The organism is Aeromonas sp. 1805 (assembly GCF_013085525.1).
GTDB classification, from domain to species: Bacteria; Pseudomonadota; Gammaproteobacteria; order Enterobacterales; family Aeromonadaceae; genus Aeromonas; species Aeromonas hydrophila.
Window position 1 is genome coordinate 1,069,777 of sequence record NZ_CP038515.1, and the last position, 15,645, is coordinate 1,085,421.

15 protein-coding genes, 1 other RNA gene and 1 riboswitch are annotated in these 15,645 nt (G+C 57.8%); of the genes, 3 read left to right on the forward strand and 13 right to left on the reverse strand.

Annotated features, from left to right (window positions below; translation table 11 throughout):
* Positions 1 to 12: 12 nt before the first annotated feature.
* The 13 genes from fliGL to rsmI all read right to left on the reverse strand — a co-directional run bounded on the left by fliGL (position 13) and on the right by rsmI (position 12,744).
* A complete protein-coding gene (fliGL, locus tag E5E96_RS05115) occupies positions 13 to 1,041 on the reverse strand; it encodes a lateral flagellar motor switch protein FliGL (RefSeq protein WP_017409395.1) in 1,029 nt (342 codons plus the stop codon).
* Positions 1,028 to 2,770 carry a lateral flagellar M-ring protein FliFL gene (gene fliFL, locus E5E96_RS05120; protein ID WP_171283205.1) on the reverse strand — a complete coding sequence of 581 codons (1,743 nt, stop codon included), beginning with the start codon at positions 2,768 to 2,770 and terminating at the stop codon, positions 1,028 to 1,030. Before fliFL ends, fliGL begins: the two co-directional genes overlap by 14 nt.
* 17 nt (positions 2,771 to 2,787) lie before the next feature.
* Positions 2,788 to 3,114 carry a lateral flagellar hook-basal body complex protein LfiE gene (lfiE, locus tag E5E96_RS05125; protein WP_017409393.1) on the reverse strand — a complete coding sequence of 109 codons (327 nt, stop codon included), beginning with the start codon at positions 3,112 to 3,114 and terminating at the stop codon, positions 2,788 to 2,790.
* 12 nt (positions 3,115 to 3,126) lie between these two features.
* Positions 3,127 to 4,503 carry a lateral flagellar response regulator transcription factor LafK gene (gene lafK / locus E5E96_RS05130; protein ID WP_171281675.1) on the reverse strand — a complete coding sequence of 459 codons (1,377 nt, stop codon included), beginning with the start codon at positions 4,501 to 4,503 and terminating at the stop codon, positions 3,127 to 3,129.
* Positions 4,504 to 4,641: 138 nt separating this feature from the next.
* Positions 4,642 to 4,729, reverse strand: a riboswitch (cyclic di-GMP riboswitch).
* 196 nt (positions 4,730 to 4,925) lie between these two features.
* A complete protein-coding gene (gene lfhA, locus E5E96_RS05135; protein WP_029304685.1) occupies positions 4,926 to 7,001 on the reverse strand; it encodes a lateral flagellar biosynthesis protein LfhA in 2,076 nt (691 codons plus the stop codon).
* A 3-nt stretch (positions 7,002 to 7,004) separates the two neighbouring features.
* Positions 7,005 to 8,141 carry a flagellar biosynthesis protein FlhB gene (gene flhB, locus E5E96_RS05140; protein WP_171281676.1) on the reverse strand — a complete coding sequence of 379 codons (1,137 nt, stop codon included), beginning with the start codon at positions 8,139 to 8,141 and terminating at the stop codon, positions 7,005 to 7,007.
* Complete coding sequence (gene lfiR, locus E5E96_RS05145) at positions 8,138 to 8,920, reverse strand: lateral flagellar biosynthetic protein LfiR (protein WP_017409389.1); 783 nt, start codon at positions 8,918 to 8,920, stop codon at positions 8,138 to 8,140. The genes flhB and lfiR overlap by 4 nt, the downstream gene beginning before the upstream one ends.
* Entirely contained in the window at positions 8,917 to 9,186 is a 270-nt protein-coding gene (locus E5E96_RS05150; RefSeq protein WP_146061452.1) for a flagellar biosynthetic protein FliQ, read from the reverse strand. The genes lfiR and E5E96_RS05150 overlap by 4 nt, the downstream gene beginning before the upstream one ends.
* 1 nt (position 9,187) lies before the next feature.
* On the reverse strand, positions 9,188 to 9,922 hold the full coding sequence (gene fliP, locus E5E96_RS05155; protein ID WP_171281677.1) for a flagellar type III secretion system pore protein FliP: 735 nt from the start codon (positions 9,920 to 9,922) through the stop codon (positions 9,188 to 9,190).
* The gene (lfiN, locus tag E5E96_RS05160) at positions 9,922 to 10,299 is read right to left on the reverse strand and encodes a lateral flagellar motor switch protein LfiN (RefSeq protein ID WP_017409386.1); all 378 of its coding nucleotides are present in this window, start codon (positions 10,297 to 10,299) and stop codon (positions 9,922 to 9,924) included. Before lfiN ends, fliP begins: the two co-directional genes overlap by 1 nt.
* A gap of 7 nt (positions 10,300 to 10,306) precedes the next feature.
* A complete protein-coding gene (lfiM, locus tag E5E96_RS05165; protein WP_171281678.1) occupies positions 10,307 to 11,182 on the reverse strand; it encodes a lateral flagellar motor switch protein LfiM in 876 nt (291 codons plus the stop codon).
* Positions 11,183 to 11,409: 227 nt separating this feature from the next.
* An RNA gene (gene rnpB, locus E5E96_RS05170) (RNase P RNA component class A) lies at positions 11,410 to 11,796 on the reverse strand.
* A gap of 114 nt (positions 11,797 to 11,910) precedes the next feature.
* Positions 11,911 to 12,744, reverse strand: a complete 834-nt coding sequence (gene rsmI / locus E5E96_RS05175) for a 16S rRNA (cytidine(1402)-2'-O)-methyltransferase (RefSeq protein ID WP_171281679.1) — start codon at positions 12,742 to 12,744, stop codon at positions 11,911 to 11,913.
* A 199-nt stretch (positions 12,745 to 12,943) separates the two neighbouring features.
* Between rsmI and E5E96_RS05180 the strand changes: the two genes are divergently transcribed.
* Genes E5E96_RS05180 through E5E96_RS05190 form a run of 3 tightly spaced genes read left to right on the forward strand, consistent with a single transcriptional unit; the run spans position 12,944 to position 15,644 of the window.
* Positions 12,944 to 14,731, forward strand: a complete 1,788-nt coding sequence (locus E5E96_RS05180; protein WP_016352185.1) for a penicillin-binding protein activator — start codon at positions 12,944 to 12,946, stop codon at positions 14,729 to 14,731.
* Positions 14,652 to 15,044: a YraN family protein gene (locus E5E96_RS05185; protein ID WP_073351968.1), complete on the forward strand. Its 393-nt coding sequence runs from the start codon at positions 14,652 to 14,654 to the stop codon at positions 15,042 to 15,044. Before E5E96_RS05180 ends, E5E96_RS05185 begins: the two co-directional genes overlap by 80 nt.
* A gap of 9 nt (positions 15,045 to 15,053) precedes the next feature.
* On the forward strand, positions 15,054 to 15,644 hold the full coding sequence (locus E5E96_RS05190; protein WP_005305871.1) for an SIS domain-containing protein: 591 nt from the start codon (positions 15,054 to 15,056) through the stop codon (positions 15,642 to 15,644).
* Position 15,645: the final 1 nt, after the last annotated feature.

Consider the following 15,645-nt stretch of genomic DNA (forward strand, 5'->3'; position numbering starts at 1 on the left):
GGACGCCTCCTGTTAATTGACGGTGGGTTCTTCGAATAGCTGGAATTCGACTTCACCCTGCTCCACCAATTCGCGGACCAGCTGCATCACCTCTTCGCGGGCCTGTTCGACCTTGCGCAGAGAGACGCTGCCCTGTCCCTGGATCTGGGCTTCCAGCGCCTGTGCCATCCGCTTCGGCATGGCTCCCAGCACCACCTTGCGGAAGCTGGCCTCGGTATTTTTCAGTGCCAGTGCCAGCAGATCGCCTGGCAGTTCCTGCACCAGACGCTGCAGGGTTTCGTCGGTCTGACGGCGCAGCGCCATGAAGTCGAACATGTTTTTCTCGATTTCCAGCGCCATGTCGCCATCGTGTTCGCGCAGCAGAGAGAGCATCTGCTCCTTGTCACCCTGATAGCGGTTCAGAATGTCCGCAACCTGGCGCACCCCGTTGACCTTGGCTCCCGACTGATCGGCAACATAAGCCAGACAACGGTCCAGGGTCAGACGCAATTCTCCCAGCACGTGTTCGCTGACACTGTTGAGACTGGCGACACGAACCAGCAGATCGTCGTGCACCGAACCCGGCAGAGCATCCAGCACGGCGGATGCCGTCTGCGGGGGCAGGAAGGCCAGCAACACTGCCTGCATCTGTGGATGTTCATTGCGGAAGAAGCGGGCAAGCACCTCGGCAGGCACCCACTGCAAACGCTGGATGTCCTGGCTCATCACGTCGCCATACAGGCTGTCGAGCAGGCTGCGGGAGAGACGCTGACCCAGCGCCAGATCCAGCGTCTGTTCCAGATACTCGCGTGAGGCGCTGCCGATGCCGCTCTGTTCACGGTACTGATTGAAGAACTGCTGCAGCGTCCACTTGGCTTCCATCGAACTGACCCCAGACAGGCCAGCCATCTTGGAGATAAGCCGTTGTACCTCATCACGGGACAGCTTTTGCATCACCTTGGCGGCGGCCTCGGTCCCCATGCTCAGCAGCAGAATCGCGGCCTTCTCCAGATTGTCGATGTCGATATCGACGGCGTTTTGGTTCAGGTTAACGTTGTTCATTGCCACTCACCCATGATCTGACCACTTCCGCGACGCGCGCCGTGTCTTTTTCCACCAGCAGTTGCAGGTGTTTGAGCTGTACTTCAAGTTCGGAGCCAGGCTCTGGCAAAGCCTCCAGATCCAGCGAGGAGAACTGCGGTTCCATCTGGTTGTCAGAGCGGATCAAACCATTGCCCATCGCGGGGGCAGCCAGAGCCGCATCATCATCCCGGCGCATGGAAAGACCCACTGTCGGTTCCAGCTGCTCATCCTGCTCCTCGGTCGCGGTTTCCTCCGGCAACTGCTGGGTACGCACCAGATGTTTGACCAACGGTCTGATGCCGAAGAACACCAACGTCAGGCCAAGCAGGCCGCCCACCAGGTAACGCAGAGAGTCTTGCCAGTACGGGGTTTCCCACCAGCTCGACTCGGGCGGGGCGATCGGCACGGCACCGGTAAAATCGAATACCTGCAGGCTGATCTGATCGCCACGGGTATCGTCAAACCCTACCGAACGTTCCACCATCTGCCGGATCTGCTCCAGCTGCAGCTCATTCCAGCCACCCTTGGGGGCACTCTGCAGGTTCAGCAAGATGGAGACATTCATCTTCTCCAAACGACCTTGCTGGTAGCGGGTGTGCACTATGGTGCGGCTGTTTTCGTACTGCTTGTTGACCTCTTGGCGCTCGGTACGAGAATCGTTCTTCTGGGCTTCTGCACTGGCAGCCCCCTGATTCTGGGCTGGTTGTTCAGTCTTGGGTGTCGTTTCGGGCGGGCGATTGGACAAGGCGCCGGGGATCCCCAATGCCAACGCATCGATGGTTTTATCTGACTTGCTGGACTCCTTGGTGACCACGCCCTGTGGATCCAGCTGTTGCTGGGTCTCCTCTACCGCATTGAAGTTCACGTCGGCAGCAATCTGTACCCTAAAGTTGCCGGTACCCAGCATGGGATAGAGCATGTCGTTGGCGCGCTGACGGATGTACTGCTCCAGCTTGCGTACATACTCCATCTGCTGCACGCTCTGCTTGCCAAAGCCAGCCTTGTCCCCCAGTTCGGCGCTGAGCAGCTGACCAGCCTGATCCACTATGGTCACCGCCCCCGGCTTCATGCCGGAGATGCTGCCAGCGACCAGATTGGCGATCGCTTCAACCTGTCCAGGCTCCATGGCCTGACCAGGCTGCAGGTCCAGCATGACGGACGCACTGGGCTTCTCTTCATCCCGGCCAACGAACAGTGTCCGCTTGGGGATCGCCAGATGCACGCGGGCGCTGCGCACTGCATCCAGTGAAATAATGGTTCTCGCCAGCTCCCCTTCCAGCGCATGCCGGTAACGGGCTCCCTCCATGAACTCGCTGGTCCCGAGGCCTGTCACATTGTCCAGCCCTTCCAGGCCGGCGGGCATGGCGGCTCTCACCCCTCTGGCCGCCAGCGCCATACGCACATGGGCCAGCTGATTTTCCGGCACCAGGATCTGGCCGGAGCTCTTCTCCAGCCTGAATGGCACCTGTTCTTTCTCCAACATCTCCATGATGTTGGCCGTGTCATACAACTCCTGCTTGCCGTAAAGAGGGACGTAGTTCTTGCTGGAGGTCCACAGGATCACCACTATGGTGCCCGCCACGATGGCGGCGAGCAGCGCTATGGTCAGGATGGATTTGTTGTCGCGGGACAGACTGCGCCAGTTGCGCAACCCCTCCTGGACGCGTGTTCTGAAGGAATCCGAAGCCCCTTGCGGGGACGTTACCAGTTCAGTCATCACTTACCTCAGAGTGGCATACGCATAATGTCGTCGAAACCGGTCATCAGTTTGTTTCGCACCTGCATGAGGGCGGAGAAACTGAGGCCCGCTTTCTGGCTGGCAACCATGGCACCAACCAGATCATCGCTCTGACCCGCATCCACGGCAGTCATCAACCGTGAGGCGATATTTTGTTGTTCGTTGACCCGGCCAACCACATCGCGCATGGCGTCGCCGAATGATACGTTCGAGACATCATTTGATTCGATAACAGGGGTTTGGCTGGCGACTCGCTGCATCTCCTGCATCTGCTGCAAGAGCGTCACCTGTGATGACATCATTTCAATCTTCACTCGGTTTATCCCTTAGTTTTGAAGCTGCTGCTCAATATCTATGCCCTGCTCACGCATGGCCGCCAGCTTGTATCTCAGTGCCCGGGTCGTCATCCCAAGGGCTTCAGCCGTGCGGGTCCGATGGCCGCGAAAGCGGCGCAAGGTCTCTAGTACAAATTGAAATTCTGCGTAGCGGCGAGTCTCACTCAGCCCTTCCGGGGCGGAAAGCACTTCCGGCAACGCATCGTCGGATTCAATGGTGTAACTGGGCAGCATCAAATCGACGGCCTGAATATGCAATCCGCGAGCCATGATTAATGAACGTTGTATGACATTGTCCAACTCCCTGACATTGCCGGGCCAGCCGTATGTCAGCAGTTGCTTGCGTGCATTTTCACTGAGGCGATAGCCCTGCTGCGGGGCATGCAGTTCAATGAAGTATTCCGCCAGCGGTAATATGTCGTCGGGGCGCTCGCGCAATGCAGGCCAGCTCATGGGCAGCACATCGAGGCGGTAAAACAGATCCTCCCGAAACTGACCTGCCGTGACGAGGGTGCGTAGATCCTTGTTGCTGGCGGCGATGATCCGGACATCCAGCGCAATGGTTTGGTGGCTGCCGAGCCGTTCAACTTCTTTCTCCTGCAAGACCCGCAGCAATTTTGCCTGCAGCGTCAACGGCAGTTCGGAGATTTCGTCGAGCAGCAGCGTGCCTCCCTGGGCCTGCTCGAATTTCCCGGCCTGGGCTCCCGTTGCACCGGTAAACGCGCCCTTGTTGTGACCAAACAGAATGGACTCGAGCATGGATTCGGGGATAGCTGCGCAGTTGATGGCAACGAATGGTCGACCGGACCGGCTGGACATATCGTGGATATAACGGGCCAATCGCTCCTTGCCGGTACCGGACTCACCACCAATCAGAATGGTGGCAGGGGTCTTGGCCGCGCGGCGGGCCAGTTGCAGTACCTGCAGGCTCATGGCGGAGACAGCGATCAGATTGGGAATGGATTGACGCAAACGCAGCGCCCCCTTCACCGCATCAACCATCTGCTGGCCACTGAAGGGTTTGATGATGTAGTCGATGGCCCCCGCCCGCATCGCTTCCGCTGCAAGATAGGCTTGATGTTCGTTGACCAGCACCATGCAATCAGTACCACTGAAATCATGTACCAATTGCGGACCAGCTTCGGTCATGGCATCCATATCGAGCAGGATCAGATTAACTGAATTATCAGCGAGAATTAATTTTGATTTGCTGATGGAATCGACACAGGAAATGTTATAGCCATGGGCCAACAATATTCCTGCAATATCGTTTCCATTTGATAACGAAGAGCCAATCAATAACAAATGGGGAGCACTCTCAATAGCGGTTGGCCTTGAGTTTTTTTTAGTAGATAAATCCGAAAGCATAGGAACCCGAACCCGTGATTGTGGACAAACCAATCAACAGAACTGATGTGTCAAAAATAAAAGCGCACCATCCCCAAAAGGCGCCAAAAAAGACGTCATCTATTGGGTGAGAAGTGATATCAAGGCGGTGACAATGGCCTTGGTAACCCCGCTATCATTAGCATTCCTGCTATTAGACCGGAGGCTTTGCGTCCTGACTTTTCAGTTCAGTTTGCCTTTATCATGCGACTGTCCGTATTGGGACAATGCGGCACCACCTATTCGGTGGGAGCTGCATGGCACATGTGAATTGTTATATTTGTTATTTATCGTTAACATCAACTGCGTCAAAAACAGTCACATCATAACGGCTTCCAATGACAATTCAAGTAGATATGCGGAATATCATCTTCCCGTCAGTTCATTAACATGGCAGTTCCGCTTCAGCCCAAGGTGCCAATAACTTCCACCCGTAAATCCTCCGGAATTTCATTATAAGAGAGCACTTTGAGGCCTTTTGAAAATGAACGGGCATAGCGTGCCATCAGGGGACGAAGTTGAGGCATCACCACCAACACGGGAGCATGTCCCTGCTGTTGCAATTGCTCCTTCACCAGCGGCATGTTTTGCTGCAATTGCGCCAGCAACTGGGGATCAACCGGAAAACTGTCCAGCTGGATCTTGCCTTGCTGCTGGGACTGGTTCATGGCCGCCAGCAAGGTTTGCTCCAGCCGATCATCCAGCGTAAAAGTGGCCAGTACATCCCGGTTGCCGATGGCCTGTCTGACAATCTGGCGCTTGAGTGCACAACGCACATCGGAGGCCAGCAGAACCGGATCCTTGGTCAACTCACTCGCATCCAGCAAGGTAGTGGCAATAGTGCGGATATCGGTCAGACTGATCTGCTCCTTGAGCAGTTGACGAAAAACTCGCAATTGCTGCATTTGGGTCAGCGCCAGATTCAGTTCTTCCGCCAGCCGAGGAGACTGGGTAGCCAGGTGCTGGCCAAGCTTGCCGACCTCGTCATGACCGAACAATCCATCCAGCTGCTCCCTGAGCAGCTTGCTTGCATGAGTGGCGATGACGGTCGCAGAATCAACCACCGAGTAGCCCAGGTTCAGCGCCTTGGCCTTGTTCTCAGGCGAGATCCAGACTGCACTCATGCCATAGGCCGGATCCTGAGTCAGCTCACCGTCCAGCGCACCATAGGTTTCACCACTGCTGATCGCCATCAGCCGCTGGCAATCCACGTTACCGGCCGCCAGCCCTACACCTGACAGCTTGATCCGGTATTGATCCGGCTGCAGTTGCAGGTTGTCACGTACCCGGATTTCGGGCAGCAGAAAACCATACTGCTCTGACAAGGTTTTACGAATGCCCCGCACCCGAGCCAGCAATTCAGCCCCCTTGTCAGCCTCAGCCAGTGGTACCAGCCGATAACCCAGTTCAATGGCAACCGCATCGACCGGCAGCAAATCCTGCCACTCCAGCCCCTGCGGTTCCGGTTGAACCAGCTGACGAGTCAATTCTTGCGCGGCATCCAGATCCGGTTCATTGGCCCGACGCTTGCTCACGCTCCAGCCAGCCCAGGCCAGTACGGCCGCAAAGCTGAGGAATGCCAGCATGGGCATACCGGGTACCAGACCCAGGATCAGCATGATGGCAGCCGCAGTGTAGATTACCCGGGGCGATGCCAGGATCTGCTGACCCACCTGATCAGACATCTCTCCTTCATCACTGACCCGGGTCACTATGATGGCCGCTGCAGTGGACATCAGCAGGGAGGGGATCTGGGCAACCAGACCATCACCGATAGTGAGCAATGCATAGCTCTGGAACGCCTCAGCAACTGGCAGAGAGTGCTGGAAGATACCGATGGCCAAACCGCCAACCAGGTTGATGATGAGTACCAGCAGACCGGCAATGGCATCACCACGCACGAATTTGGACGCGCCATCCATCGCACCGTAGAAATCGGCTTCCCTCGCGATCTCATCACGCCTTGCTCGCGCCTGATGCTGATCCATGGTGCCGGCATTGAGATCGGCATCGATCGCCATCTGTTTGCCCGGCATGGCATCCAGAGTGAAACGCGCCGACACCTCGGAGATCCGCTCTCCCCCCTTGGTGATCACCACGAAGTTGATGATCATCAGGATCACGAAGACCACCAGACCGACAACATAGTTGCCACCGATCACCACCTCACCAAAGGCTTGAATGACCTTGCCTGCGGCCTCATGCCCTTCATGACCATGCAGCAACACCACCCGGGTAGAAGCGACGTTCAGCGACAGTCGCATCAAGGTGGCAACCAGCAAAACGGTTGGAAACACGGAAAAATCGAGCGGTCGACGAGCCGAGACAGAAACCAGCAACACCAGCACTGCCAACACTATGTTGAATGTAAACAGAGCATCCAGCAGCCAACCCGGCAGAGGCAGGATCATCATGGCCAGAATGGCCAGGAGCATCATGGGGATCGCGGTATAGGATTTGGTCAATACACGCCAGTTCACAACTTACCTCTCAGGTTGACGTAACTCGGGCGGCACATGCAAAGGTGCAAGAGGATTGGGTTTTTTCCCCTTGCCAGCCGCATAGGCCCGTAACTGCAATACATGGTTCAGCACATAGGCGACCGCGGTATAGAGGCCTGCCGGCACCTCCTGGTCCACCCGGGTGGAGTAGTAAATGGCCCGGGTCAGCTCAGGCAGACTCATGACCATCTTGTCATGCTGCTTTGCGACCTGGCGGATACGTTCCGCCATGCCGTCGACCCCTTTGGCAATAACATAAGGTGCATTGGCCCGGGCAGGGTCATACTTGATGGCCACCGCATAATGGGTCGGGTTGACGATGATCACATCAGCCTGCGGCACACGCTGTTCAATGCGCGCCCTGGCAAGCATCCCCTGAACCTGGCGGATCTTGGCCTTTATCTCGGGTCGGCCTTCGCTATTCTTGTGCTCATCCTTGACCTCCTGCTTGGTCATGCGCAACTGCTTGTTCAACGACCAGCGCTGATAGGGCACGTCCAGCACGGCAATCAGCATCTGCACGGAACCAAGCAAAATAAATGCCTGCGAAAGAATGCGCAGCGCCTGCTCCATCGCAGCCTGGGGAGGCATACGGTTCATCATCATCAGCAAGGGCCACTGGTGCTGCAACATCAAGGCCAGCGTCGAACCAATGAGCAGGATTTTGAGTACCGACTTGAGCAGTTCCATCATGCTGTGAGACGAGAACATCCGTTTAAGCCCTTTGAGCGGATTGATTTTTTCCGCACTGGGCAGGAGTTTCTTCCAGGTCAGTACCATGCCGCCCGGAACAATGCTGAGCATCACCAGCAGCAAGGCCAGAAAACCGAACAGAGGCAGCAATACCCACAACATGCTGAGCAAGGCTTCTGCCGTCCAGTGAAGCATCATCTGGGGATCCCGGGCCCCCTGCCAGTCGAAACGCTGGGGGCGTTTCATCAACTCGGCAAAGAAGTTGCCGAAGCTGGGCACCATCCATTGCATGGCTAGCCCCCCCAGCAACAGCAGCCCGGCCGAGCTCAGCTCCTTTGAGCGCGCAATTTGCCCCTCTTCCCGTGCCTTGCGCAGTTTCTGGGAGGAGGCCTCTTCGGTTCTGTCCTGAGCGCTGTTCTGGCTCATGAAGGTGTCAATGCCCTGAGCTGTTCCAGCACATAGGTCACCAGATCAAGGTAACGAGCCGGTACGCCGCTGATGGAAATGGCCATGGTCAGCAGGCCCAGCATCAGTGTCATGGGAAAGCCCAGCGAGAAGATATTCAGGGAAGGGGCAGTTCTGTTCATCACCCCGAAGGTAAGGTTGACCATCAACATGGCAACCACGGCCGGCAGAGTCAGGATCAGGGCGGCCCCGATACTCCAGCCAAACAGACCGATGACGCCCTTCATATCCAGCAGATCGAGCGAGGAGCCGGGTGGCCAGCTCCGCAGGCTCTGCACCAGCACGTCCAGTGTAACCAAGTGCCCGTTCAGGCCGAGAAACAACAATGAGCAGAAGATAAGCATCAGCTGGCTGACGATGGGGGCCGTATCTCCGTTGCTGGGATCATTCATCACCGCCATCGCCAGACCCATCTGCATGGAGAGGATCTGACCGGCCATGGTCATGATCATGAACAGCATCTGGACACAAAGCCCGAACAGCAGTCCAAACAATAACTGCTCTATGGTCAGCACCAGCGCGCCCGTGCTGAAAGGGTCGACCACGGGCATGCCCTTGAGCATGGGCGCCAGCAGCAGGCTGATGATGAAGGCAAGAAATAGACGAACCTGGGGCGGCAACCGGCCATCACCGAAGATGGGCATCACCCAGAAGGCGGTGGCGATCCGGATAAACGGCCACCACCACTGCCCCAACCAGGCCGTCAGGTCGGCTGCGCTGAGGGACAGCAGAGAATTCATCCGATCAGTCCGGGTATCTTCAAAAACAGATCGTGGAACAGGGTAGTGATTTGGGAGAGCAGCCAGTTTCCGGTAAAGATGAGCGTCATCAGGGTTACCAAAAAGCGAGGCAGAAAGCTGAGGGTCTGCTCCTGGATCTGTGTTGCGGCCTGGAACACGCTGACGATGAGGCCGATGACGAGGCCAGGAATTATCAGCACCGACACCATCACCACGACCAGGTTGACGGCACCGCCAACCAGCGCAACACTCTGCTCCGGCGTCATGTCAGCCTCTCCCGCCAAAACTGGCCGCCAGCGTACCGACCGTCATCGACCAGCCATCTACCAGCACGAACACCATCAGCTTGAATGGCAATGAAATGATAAGAGGGGACAACATCATCATCCCCATCGCCATCAGCACGCTAGCCACTACTAGGTCGATCACCAGAAAGGGGATAAACAACATGAATCCGATCTGGAATGCCGTATTCAGCTCGCTCAGCACAAACGCCGGCAACAAGACACCAAACGGGACGTCGGCCTTGCTGAGGGTGGTGGGTTCACCGGAGATCCGCAGCATCTGCTCCAGATCCGGCTCCCGGGTCTGGGCCAGCATAAAGTGGCGCAGCGGTTTTTCAGCCCGATCCAGCCCTTCCGACAAGGTAATTTCATTCTGATCGTAGGGAACAAACGCGTTCTGATACATATCGGTCCAGACCGGGCGCATGATCACCAACGTCAGGATCAAGCTGATACCGATCAACACCCTATTGGGCGGGCTTTGCTGCAATCCCATCGCCTGCCGTAAAATCGCCAACACTATGATAATACGAGTAAAACTCGTCATCATCAGCAATAGAGTCGGCAACAATCCCAACAGGGTCATGAAGAAGAGGATCTGCAACTTGATGTTGTAGTCCTCGCCGCCGCCAGCCCCAGGCAGTACTGAAAACAGCGTCATATCCGCCCCCCAGCCGGGCAGCGAAAACAACAGCAGAGCAAACAGCAGATGGCGCATCAGTCGTCCATGCCACCCAGCAGATTGGTGTCGATCACATCCACCAGACGCAGGCCATACTTGCCGTTGACCACGACCACTTCGCCCTTGGCAAGCAGTCGACCGTTGACTCGAACATCCAGCGGTTCACCAGCCAACTTGTCGAGCTCGATCACGGCCCCCTCTTCAACACGCATCAAATCACCGAGAGGTACTTCGGTGCTGGCCACTTCCAATGTCACCTTGACCGGAATCTGGCGAAAAAAGGAGAGATCACGCTGTTTGCTGCTACTGGTGGGGGACATGTAATCGGCGGCACTCGGCATGCTGATATCATCACCAAACAGTTGATCCAGTCCATCCAGGTCCAGCGGGTCGTTCATATTGTGCTCGTTCATGATGTGATTATTCCTCTACAACTGTCGCGACCTGATAGACCAGGTTGCCTTTATATTCGGCGACTCGTCCGCTGAAACAGGAACGATTGCCAATCAGGGCCGGAACTACCTCCGGTAGATCCAGCGAGAGCACATCGCCTACCTTGAGACACTCCAGATCGGCCAGTGTCATGGAGAGTTGCCCCATGACCACGCGCAACCGCACTGGCACATGTGTCAATGCCTGCTCCAATGCTCCATCCTGCAAATCATGTCCCACAGAGCAACCGTTACTCTCGGCAGGTGGTACCAGCCAGAGCCGCCAATCATGGGCAAAACTGCCCACGGTCAGGTTGGCCTCTGCCATCCACAACCGTGATTGCGGTAATGCATCGCGGGTAATCAAGGTCAGCTGCCAATCAAGATCGCCCAATCCCAGACATGAAGACCAGATGTCGACCTGATATTGGCAAAGACGCAGCATCAGCCGCTGCTCGGTATCGGTCAGCCCTTTACCATGGGAGGGAGCCTCGCTCTGGTCGCGCAATGCACCACCAAAAAAGAGCACGGCCAGGCGATATATGACGGCCGGCGAGATAGAAAAATAGGCAACCCGATGCGCATCGAGTGCACTGCGAGCTTCAACCCAGATCAGACCGTCGTCATGCTCCGGGGATGCCAGCACGGTGAACTCCTGATAATTCAGCTCACAATCTGCACTATTGAAAAGTTGGGCCATACACCCTGCCGCTTGCAGAGAAAAGGTTCCCAACAGGGCATTGATTTGTTTGAGTCGTTCCTGGTCGGCACGTTCAATACCAAGAAGATCGTAATGGGGAAGAGTTTTGCCCCGCTGTGCACAGAGCAACCGGGAAGGTGTGAGCATTACGCCGCTTGATGACATTCAAAATCCACCTTAGCCATTCTTATTTCACCTTACAGCCACAAAGGCGTCTATCAGGCCAGCCATGTGATCGGTACAGATAGTCCAGCCGACTTAGAGCGACCAGAATGGGCGAGAACTTTATTACAAAACCCTAAAAGGCGCCACGCACCAGGCCCGCAACTCCATAATAAAAATCCCGGCACCAGAAGGTGCCGGGATTGGTTGGTATTTGCATACCTTGAATAGGTCGGAGTCGGCCTGTAAGCCGGGTTCTGTACCGGGTTGCCCCGGGTAGCAATCATTCCTCTAGGCCAGCAATCGCTCGCTGGCTCAAGCAACCTACCCGCCCCCAACGCGGGCCGCGCCAATAGGGGCCTATTTGGTCTTGCTTCGGGTGGAGTTTACCGTGCCACGAACTGTTGCCAGTCGCGCGGTGCGCTCTTACCGCACCCTTTCACCCTTACCTGATCCCTTGCGGGCCATCGGCGGTTTGCTCTCTGTTGCACTGGTCGTAGGCTCACGCCCCCCAGGCGTTACCTGGCACCCTGCCCTATGAAGCCCGGACTTTCCTCCCCTCCGCCCGTCTGTCCCGAGGGACACAACGACGAAGCAGCGATTGCCCAGCCAACTCCGGGCGCGGATTATAGCCTTGTCCGGCACCTCGGGTAAACCTGCAATTGAGTTTGACCGAGTTAATCGCACTCGAGAGAACGCCAAGGCTGGCCTCCGGCCTGCATTTATCCGCCTCAGTAATGTTCAAGGCCGTACTTGTAGAGCGCATTCTTCTTCACCCCATGGATCTCGGCGGTGAGCGCCGCCGCTTTCTTGAGCGGCAGTTCGGTCACCAGCAGTCCCAGGGTACGGATCGCCTCGGCCGGCAGCTCCTCTTCCGTTTTATTGGCGCCCGCGACCACCAGCACGATCTCGCCGCGGCAGCGATTTTCGTCCTCGCCCAGCCAGACCAGCATCTCGGAAGCAGGCAGACCGTGGATCGACTCGAAGGTCTTGGTCAGCTCGCGGCACACCACGACCTGGCGTTCGCCGAGAATGCGGGCGATAGCTTCCACCGTGTCCTGCACCCGACGCGGGGATTCGTAGAACACCAGTGAGCGACTGTCTTCGATCACTGCCTGCAAACGGTCGTCACGGCCCTTGGCTTTTGCCGGCAGAAATCCTTCGAAGGCAAACCGGTCGGTGGGCAACCCGGCCGCTGACAGCGCCGTGATGGCAGCACAGGGGCCGGGCAGCGGCACTACCTTGACCCCGGCTTCGCGACAACGGGTGACCAGGTGATAACCGGGGTCGCTGATGAGTGGCGTACCGGCATCGGAGACAAGGGCCACGCTCTTGCCCTCTTTTATCCGGCCGATCAGCACGTCAGCCTTCTGCTGTTCGTTGTGATCGTGCAGGGCGAAGGTGGGCACCGAGATTTGATAGTGGCTGAGCAGGATGCCGGTATGGCGGGTATCCTCGGCAGCCACCAGATCGACACTGCGTAAAATGTCCAATGCACGCTGGGTAATGTCAGCCAGATTGCCGATCGGGGTGGGGACTATGTACAGGGTTGGGATGTCACTCATGGGAGCTCCGAGTGTCCCGACAATTGTGTCGCCATATTGGCCCGTTTACACTATGGAGAATTTCAACACTGGTCGGGGAATGAACTTGAACCGGGTTACAAAGCAGCTAAGTGTATCACGACTCTTCGGCATCCTACTCGCGGCAGTACTGCTTGCCGCCTGTGCGTCGGAGCCCAATCAATCAGCCGGACAATCCGGCATGCCGTCGGCCTTCTCGGATTTGACCAAGAATGCCCAGTGGTATCTGGCGCAGGTGGATCCGGCTAAACCGGCCGAAGCCTTCACCTGGCAGGTGATGGCGGCGCGCAGCTATCTGGCGCTCGGTCAGGCCAAGCCGGCCGCGGCCCTGTTCCAGCAACTGCAGAAGCAGGGCCAGAGCGCCGAGCAAAAGGCCCAGCTGCAACTGTTGCAGGCTCACCTGCTGCTCGCCCAGGGCAACGCCAATCAGGCGCTGATCCTGCTGGAGGGCAAGCCAGAGGTGGCGCTGGATGCCGATACCCAGAAGGACTGGTATCGCCAGCGGGTGGTGCTGCAACTGGACATCAACAACAAGTTCGGTGCCGCCAAGTCGCTGATCCTGCTGGAGCCCTATCTGGCCCAGAATGAGCTGGCCACCAATCACCAGCAAATCTGGTCACTGCTCAAAAGCATGACTCCCTCCACCCTGCAGGCACTGGAAGAGGCGCCGGCTCCCGACGTGACTACCGGCTGGCTACGGCTGGCGGCGCTGGTGAACGAGTTTGGCGCCCAGCCCAATCAGCTGGCACGCCAGCTCGCTGGCTGGAAGCAGGCCTTCCCGAACCACCCGGCCCAGAAAGATATGCCGGCGGGTCTGGGCGATCTGGCGACCAGCAACATCAATACCCTGCAGCAGATTGCCGTATTCCTGCCGCTCTCCGGCAATCTGGAGCCTCAGGGCGCCGCCATCCGCAACGGCATGCTGATGTCTTACAAGGAGAATCAGGGCCAGTTCACCCTGAACTTCTACGACACCCAGACCAAGGCGATGGGCGAGCTCTACAAACAGGCGATTCAGGAAGGGGCCAACATGATCATCGGCCCGCTGCTCAAAGACCGGGTCGAGGAGCTGCTCAAGTCAAATCCGACCGTGCCGGTGCTGGCTCTCAACGAGCTGGACAAGCCGATCGTCAATGACAATACCTTCTACTTCTCCCTTTCCGCCGCCGCCGATGCAGCACAGGCCGCCCAGTACCTCTACGGTCAGGGCTATCGCAAGCCGCTGCTGATCGCCGCCCAGGGGCGGATCGGTTATGGCAGCATCAAGGCGTTCGAACAGGCCTGGGCCACCGTGAGCCAGGACAAGCCGGTCGTCGCCACCTTCGGCGCTCGCAACGAAGTGCAGGGCATGGTCAAGAATGCTCTGAGCGGTCGCTCCACCGCCCGGGCCGGCGAAGTGGTGCAGCTTGCTGACACGGCGCCGCGCAGCATCGACGTGGTCTATGTGGTCGCCAACAGCCTGGAGACCCGGATGATCAAGCCGTATGTGGACATCTCGGTCAATCCGATGGGCAGCCTGCCGATCTACAGCAGCTCGCGCAGCTATGACAGCGCCACCACCGAAGTGGCTTCCGAGCTCAACGGCATGCATATCTCCGATATGCCGCTGCTGCTGGGCGGTTACGAGAAGCAGCGCGAACAGATTGCCCTGCTCTGGCCGCAAACTCAGGGTGACCTGCTGCGACTGTTCGCGCTGGGCTACGATGCCGTGGCACTGGCGGAAAACCTGCAGCAGATGCGCAAGGTCAATGCCATGCAGCAGCCGGGCATGAGCGGCCAGCTGAGCGTGGATGCCAGCGGCAACATAGTGCGGGTACTGGACTGGGCCACCTACCAGAACGGCAAGCTGGTCAGCGACAGTGCCATGCCTCAGCTCGAGGGAGCCCCCCATGAAGGGTCTATTGGCACGGATGCACCAGCAGTGGCAGAACCTGTTCCCGTCAGCACCGAGCAAGGGACAGCACTTTGAGCAGCTAGCGGAACGCTGGTTGCAGGCCCGCGGCCTGCAACCCGTGACCCGCAACTACCGCTGCCGGGGCGGCGAGATCGATCTCATCATGCGCCAGGGGGAGACCCTGGTGTTTGTTGAGGTCCGCTACCGCGCCCAGACCAGCCATGGCGGCGCCGCCGCCTCGGTCACCCGGCGCAAGCAGCACAAGATCGTGCTGGCAGCGCGCCACTATTTCAAGCAACATGCCATCAACGAGGCCAGCCAGGCCTGCCGATTCGATGTGATCGCGTTCGAGGGCGACCAGCCAGACTGGATCCAGAACGCATTTTAAGAGGACCCCATGACTGACCGCATCAAAGAGAACTACACCGAGAGCATCCAGACCAAGATAGCCGCCGCCGAGGCGCTGCCGGATGCCATCCATACCGCAGCCCAGATGCTGACCATCTGCCTGCTCAATGGCCACAAGGTGATGGCATGCGGCAACGGTCCTTCCGCAGCGCTGGCCCAGCTGTTCATCTCGGAATTGGTCAACTGCTACGAAACCGAGCGCCCTTCCCTGCCCGGCATGGCGCTGACCCCTGACATGGCCACCATCAGCGCCATCGCCACCGATCACGGTTTTGAAGAGGTGTATGCCAAGCAGATCCGGGCGCTCGGTCAGCCCGGCGACATCTTGGTGGTCATCACCACCACCGGCAACAGCCGCAGCCTGATCAAGGCTGCCGAGGCCGCCCTCTCCCGCGACATGACCATAGTGGTGCTGGGTGGTGGTGACGGTGGCGAGATCGCCGGCCTGCTCGGTCCCAACGACGTGGAGATCCGGGTGCCGTCGGCTCGTCGACCCCGCATTCTGGAAGTGAACCTGTTGACCCTGCACTGCCTGTGTGATCTCATCGACCAGACTCTTTTCCCGCAACAGGAAGATTGAA

What these genes read in the sequence shown, in the direction of transcription:
- fliGL (WP_017409395.1), bottom strand. Translation starts at nt 1,041, where the DNA reads ATGAACAACGTTAACCTGAACCAAAACGCCGTCGATATCGACATCGAC.
- lafK (WP_171281675.1), bottom strand. Translation starts at nt 4,503, where the DNA reads ATGCTTTCGGATTTATCTACTAAAAAAAACTCAAGGCCAACCGCTATT.
- flhB (WP_171281676.1), bottom strand. Translation starts at nt 8,141, where the DNA reads ATGAGCCAGAACAGCGCTCAGGACAGAACCGAAGAGGCCTCCTCCCAG.
- lfiR (WP_017409389.1), bottom strand. Translation starts at nt 8,920, where the DNA reads ATGAATTCTCTGCTGTCCCTCAGCGCAGCCGACCTGACGGCCTGGTTG.
- E5E96_RS05150 (WP_146061452.1), bottom strand. Translation starts at nt 9,186, where the DNA reads ATGACGCCGGAGCAGAGTGTTGCGCTGGTTGGCGGTGCCGTCAACCTG.
- fliP (WP_171281677.1), bottom strand. Translation starts at nt 9,922, where the DNA reads ATGCGCCATCTGCTGTTTGCTCTGCTGTTGTTTTCGCTGCCCGGCTGG.
- lfiN (WP_017409386.1), bottom strand. Translation starts at nt 10,299, where the DNA reads ATGAACGAGCACAATATGAACGACCCGCTGGACCTGGATGGACTGGAT.
- lfiM (WP_171281678.1), bottom strand. Translation starts at nt 11,182, where the DNA reads ATGTCATCAAGCGGCGTAATGCTCACACCTTCCCGGTTGCTCTGTGCA.
- rsmI (WP_171281679.1), bottom strand. Translation starts at nt 12,744, where the DNA reads ATGAGTGACATCCCAACCCTGTACATAGTCCCCACCCCGATCGGCAAT.
- E5E96_RS05180 (WP_016352185.1), top strand. Translation starts at nt 12,944, where the DNA reads ATGCCGTCGGCCTTCTCGGATTTGACCAAGAATGCCCAGTGGTATCTG.
- E5E96_RS05185 (WP_073351968.1), top strand. Translation starts at nt 14,652, where the DNA reads ATGAAGGGTCTATTGGCACGGATGCACCAGCAGTGGCAGAACCTGTTC.
- E5E96_RS05190 (WP_005305871.1), top strand. Translation starts at nt 15,054, where the DNA reads ATGACTGACCGCATCAAAGAGAACTACACCGAGAGCATCCAGACCAAG.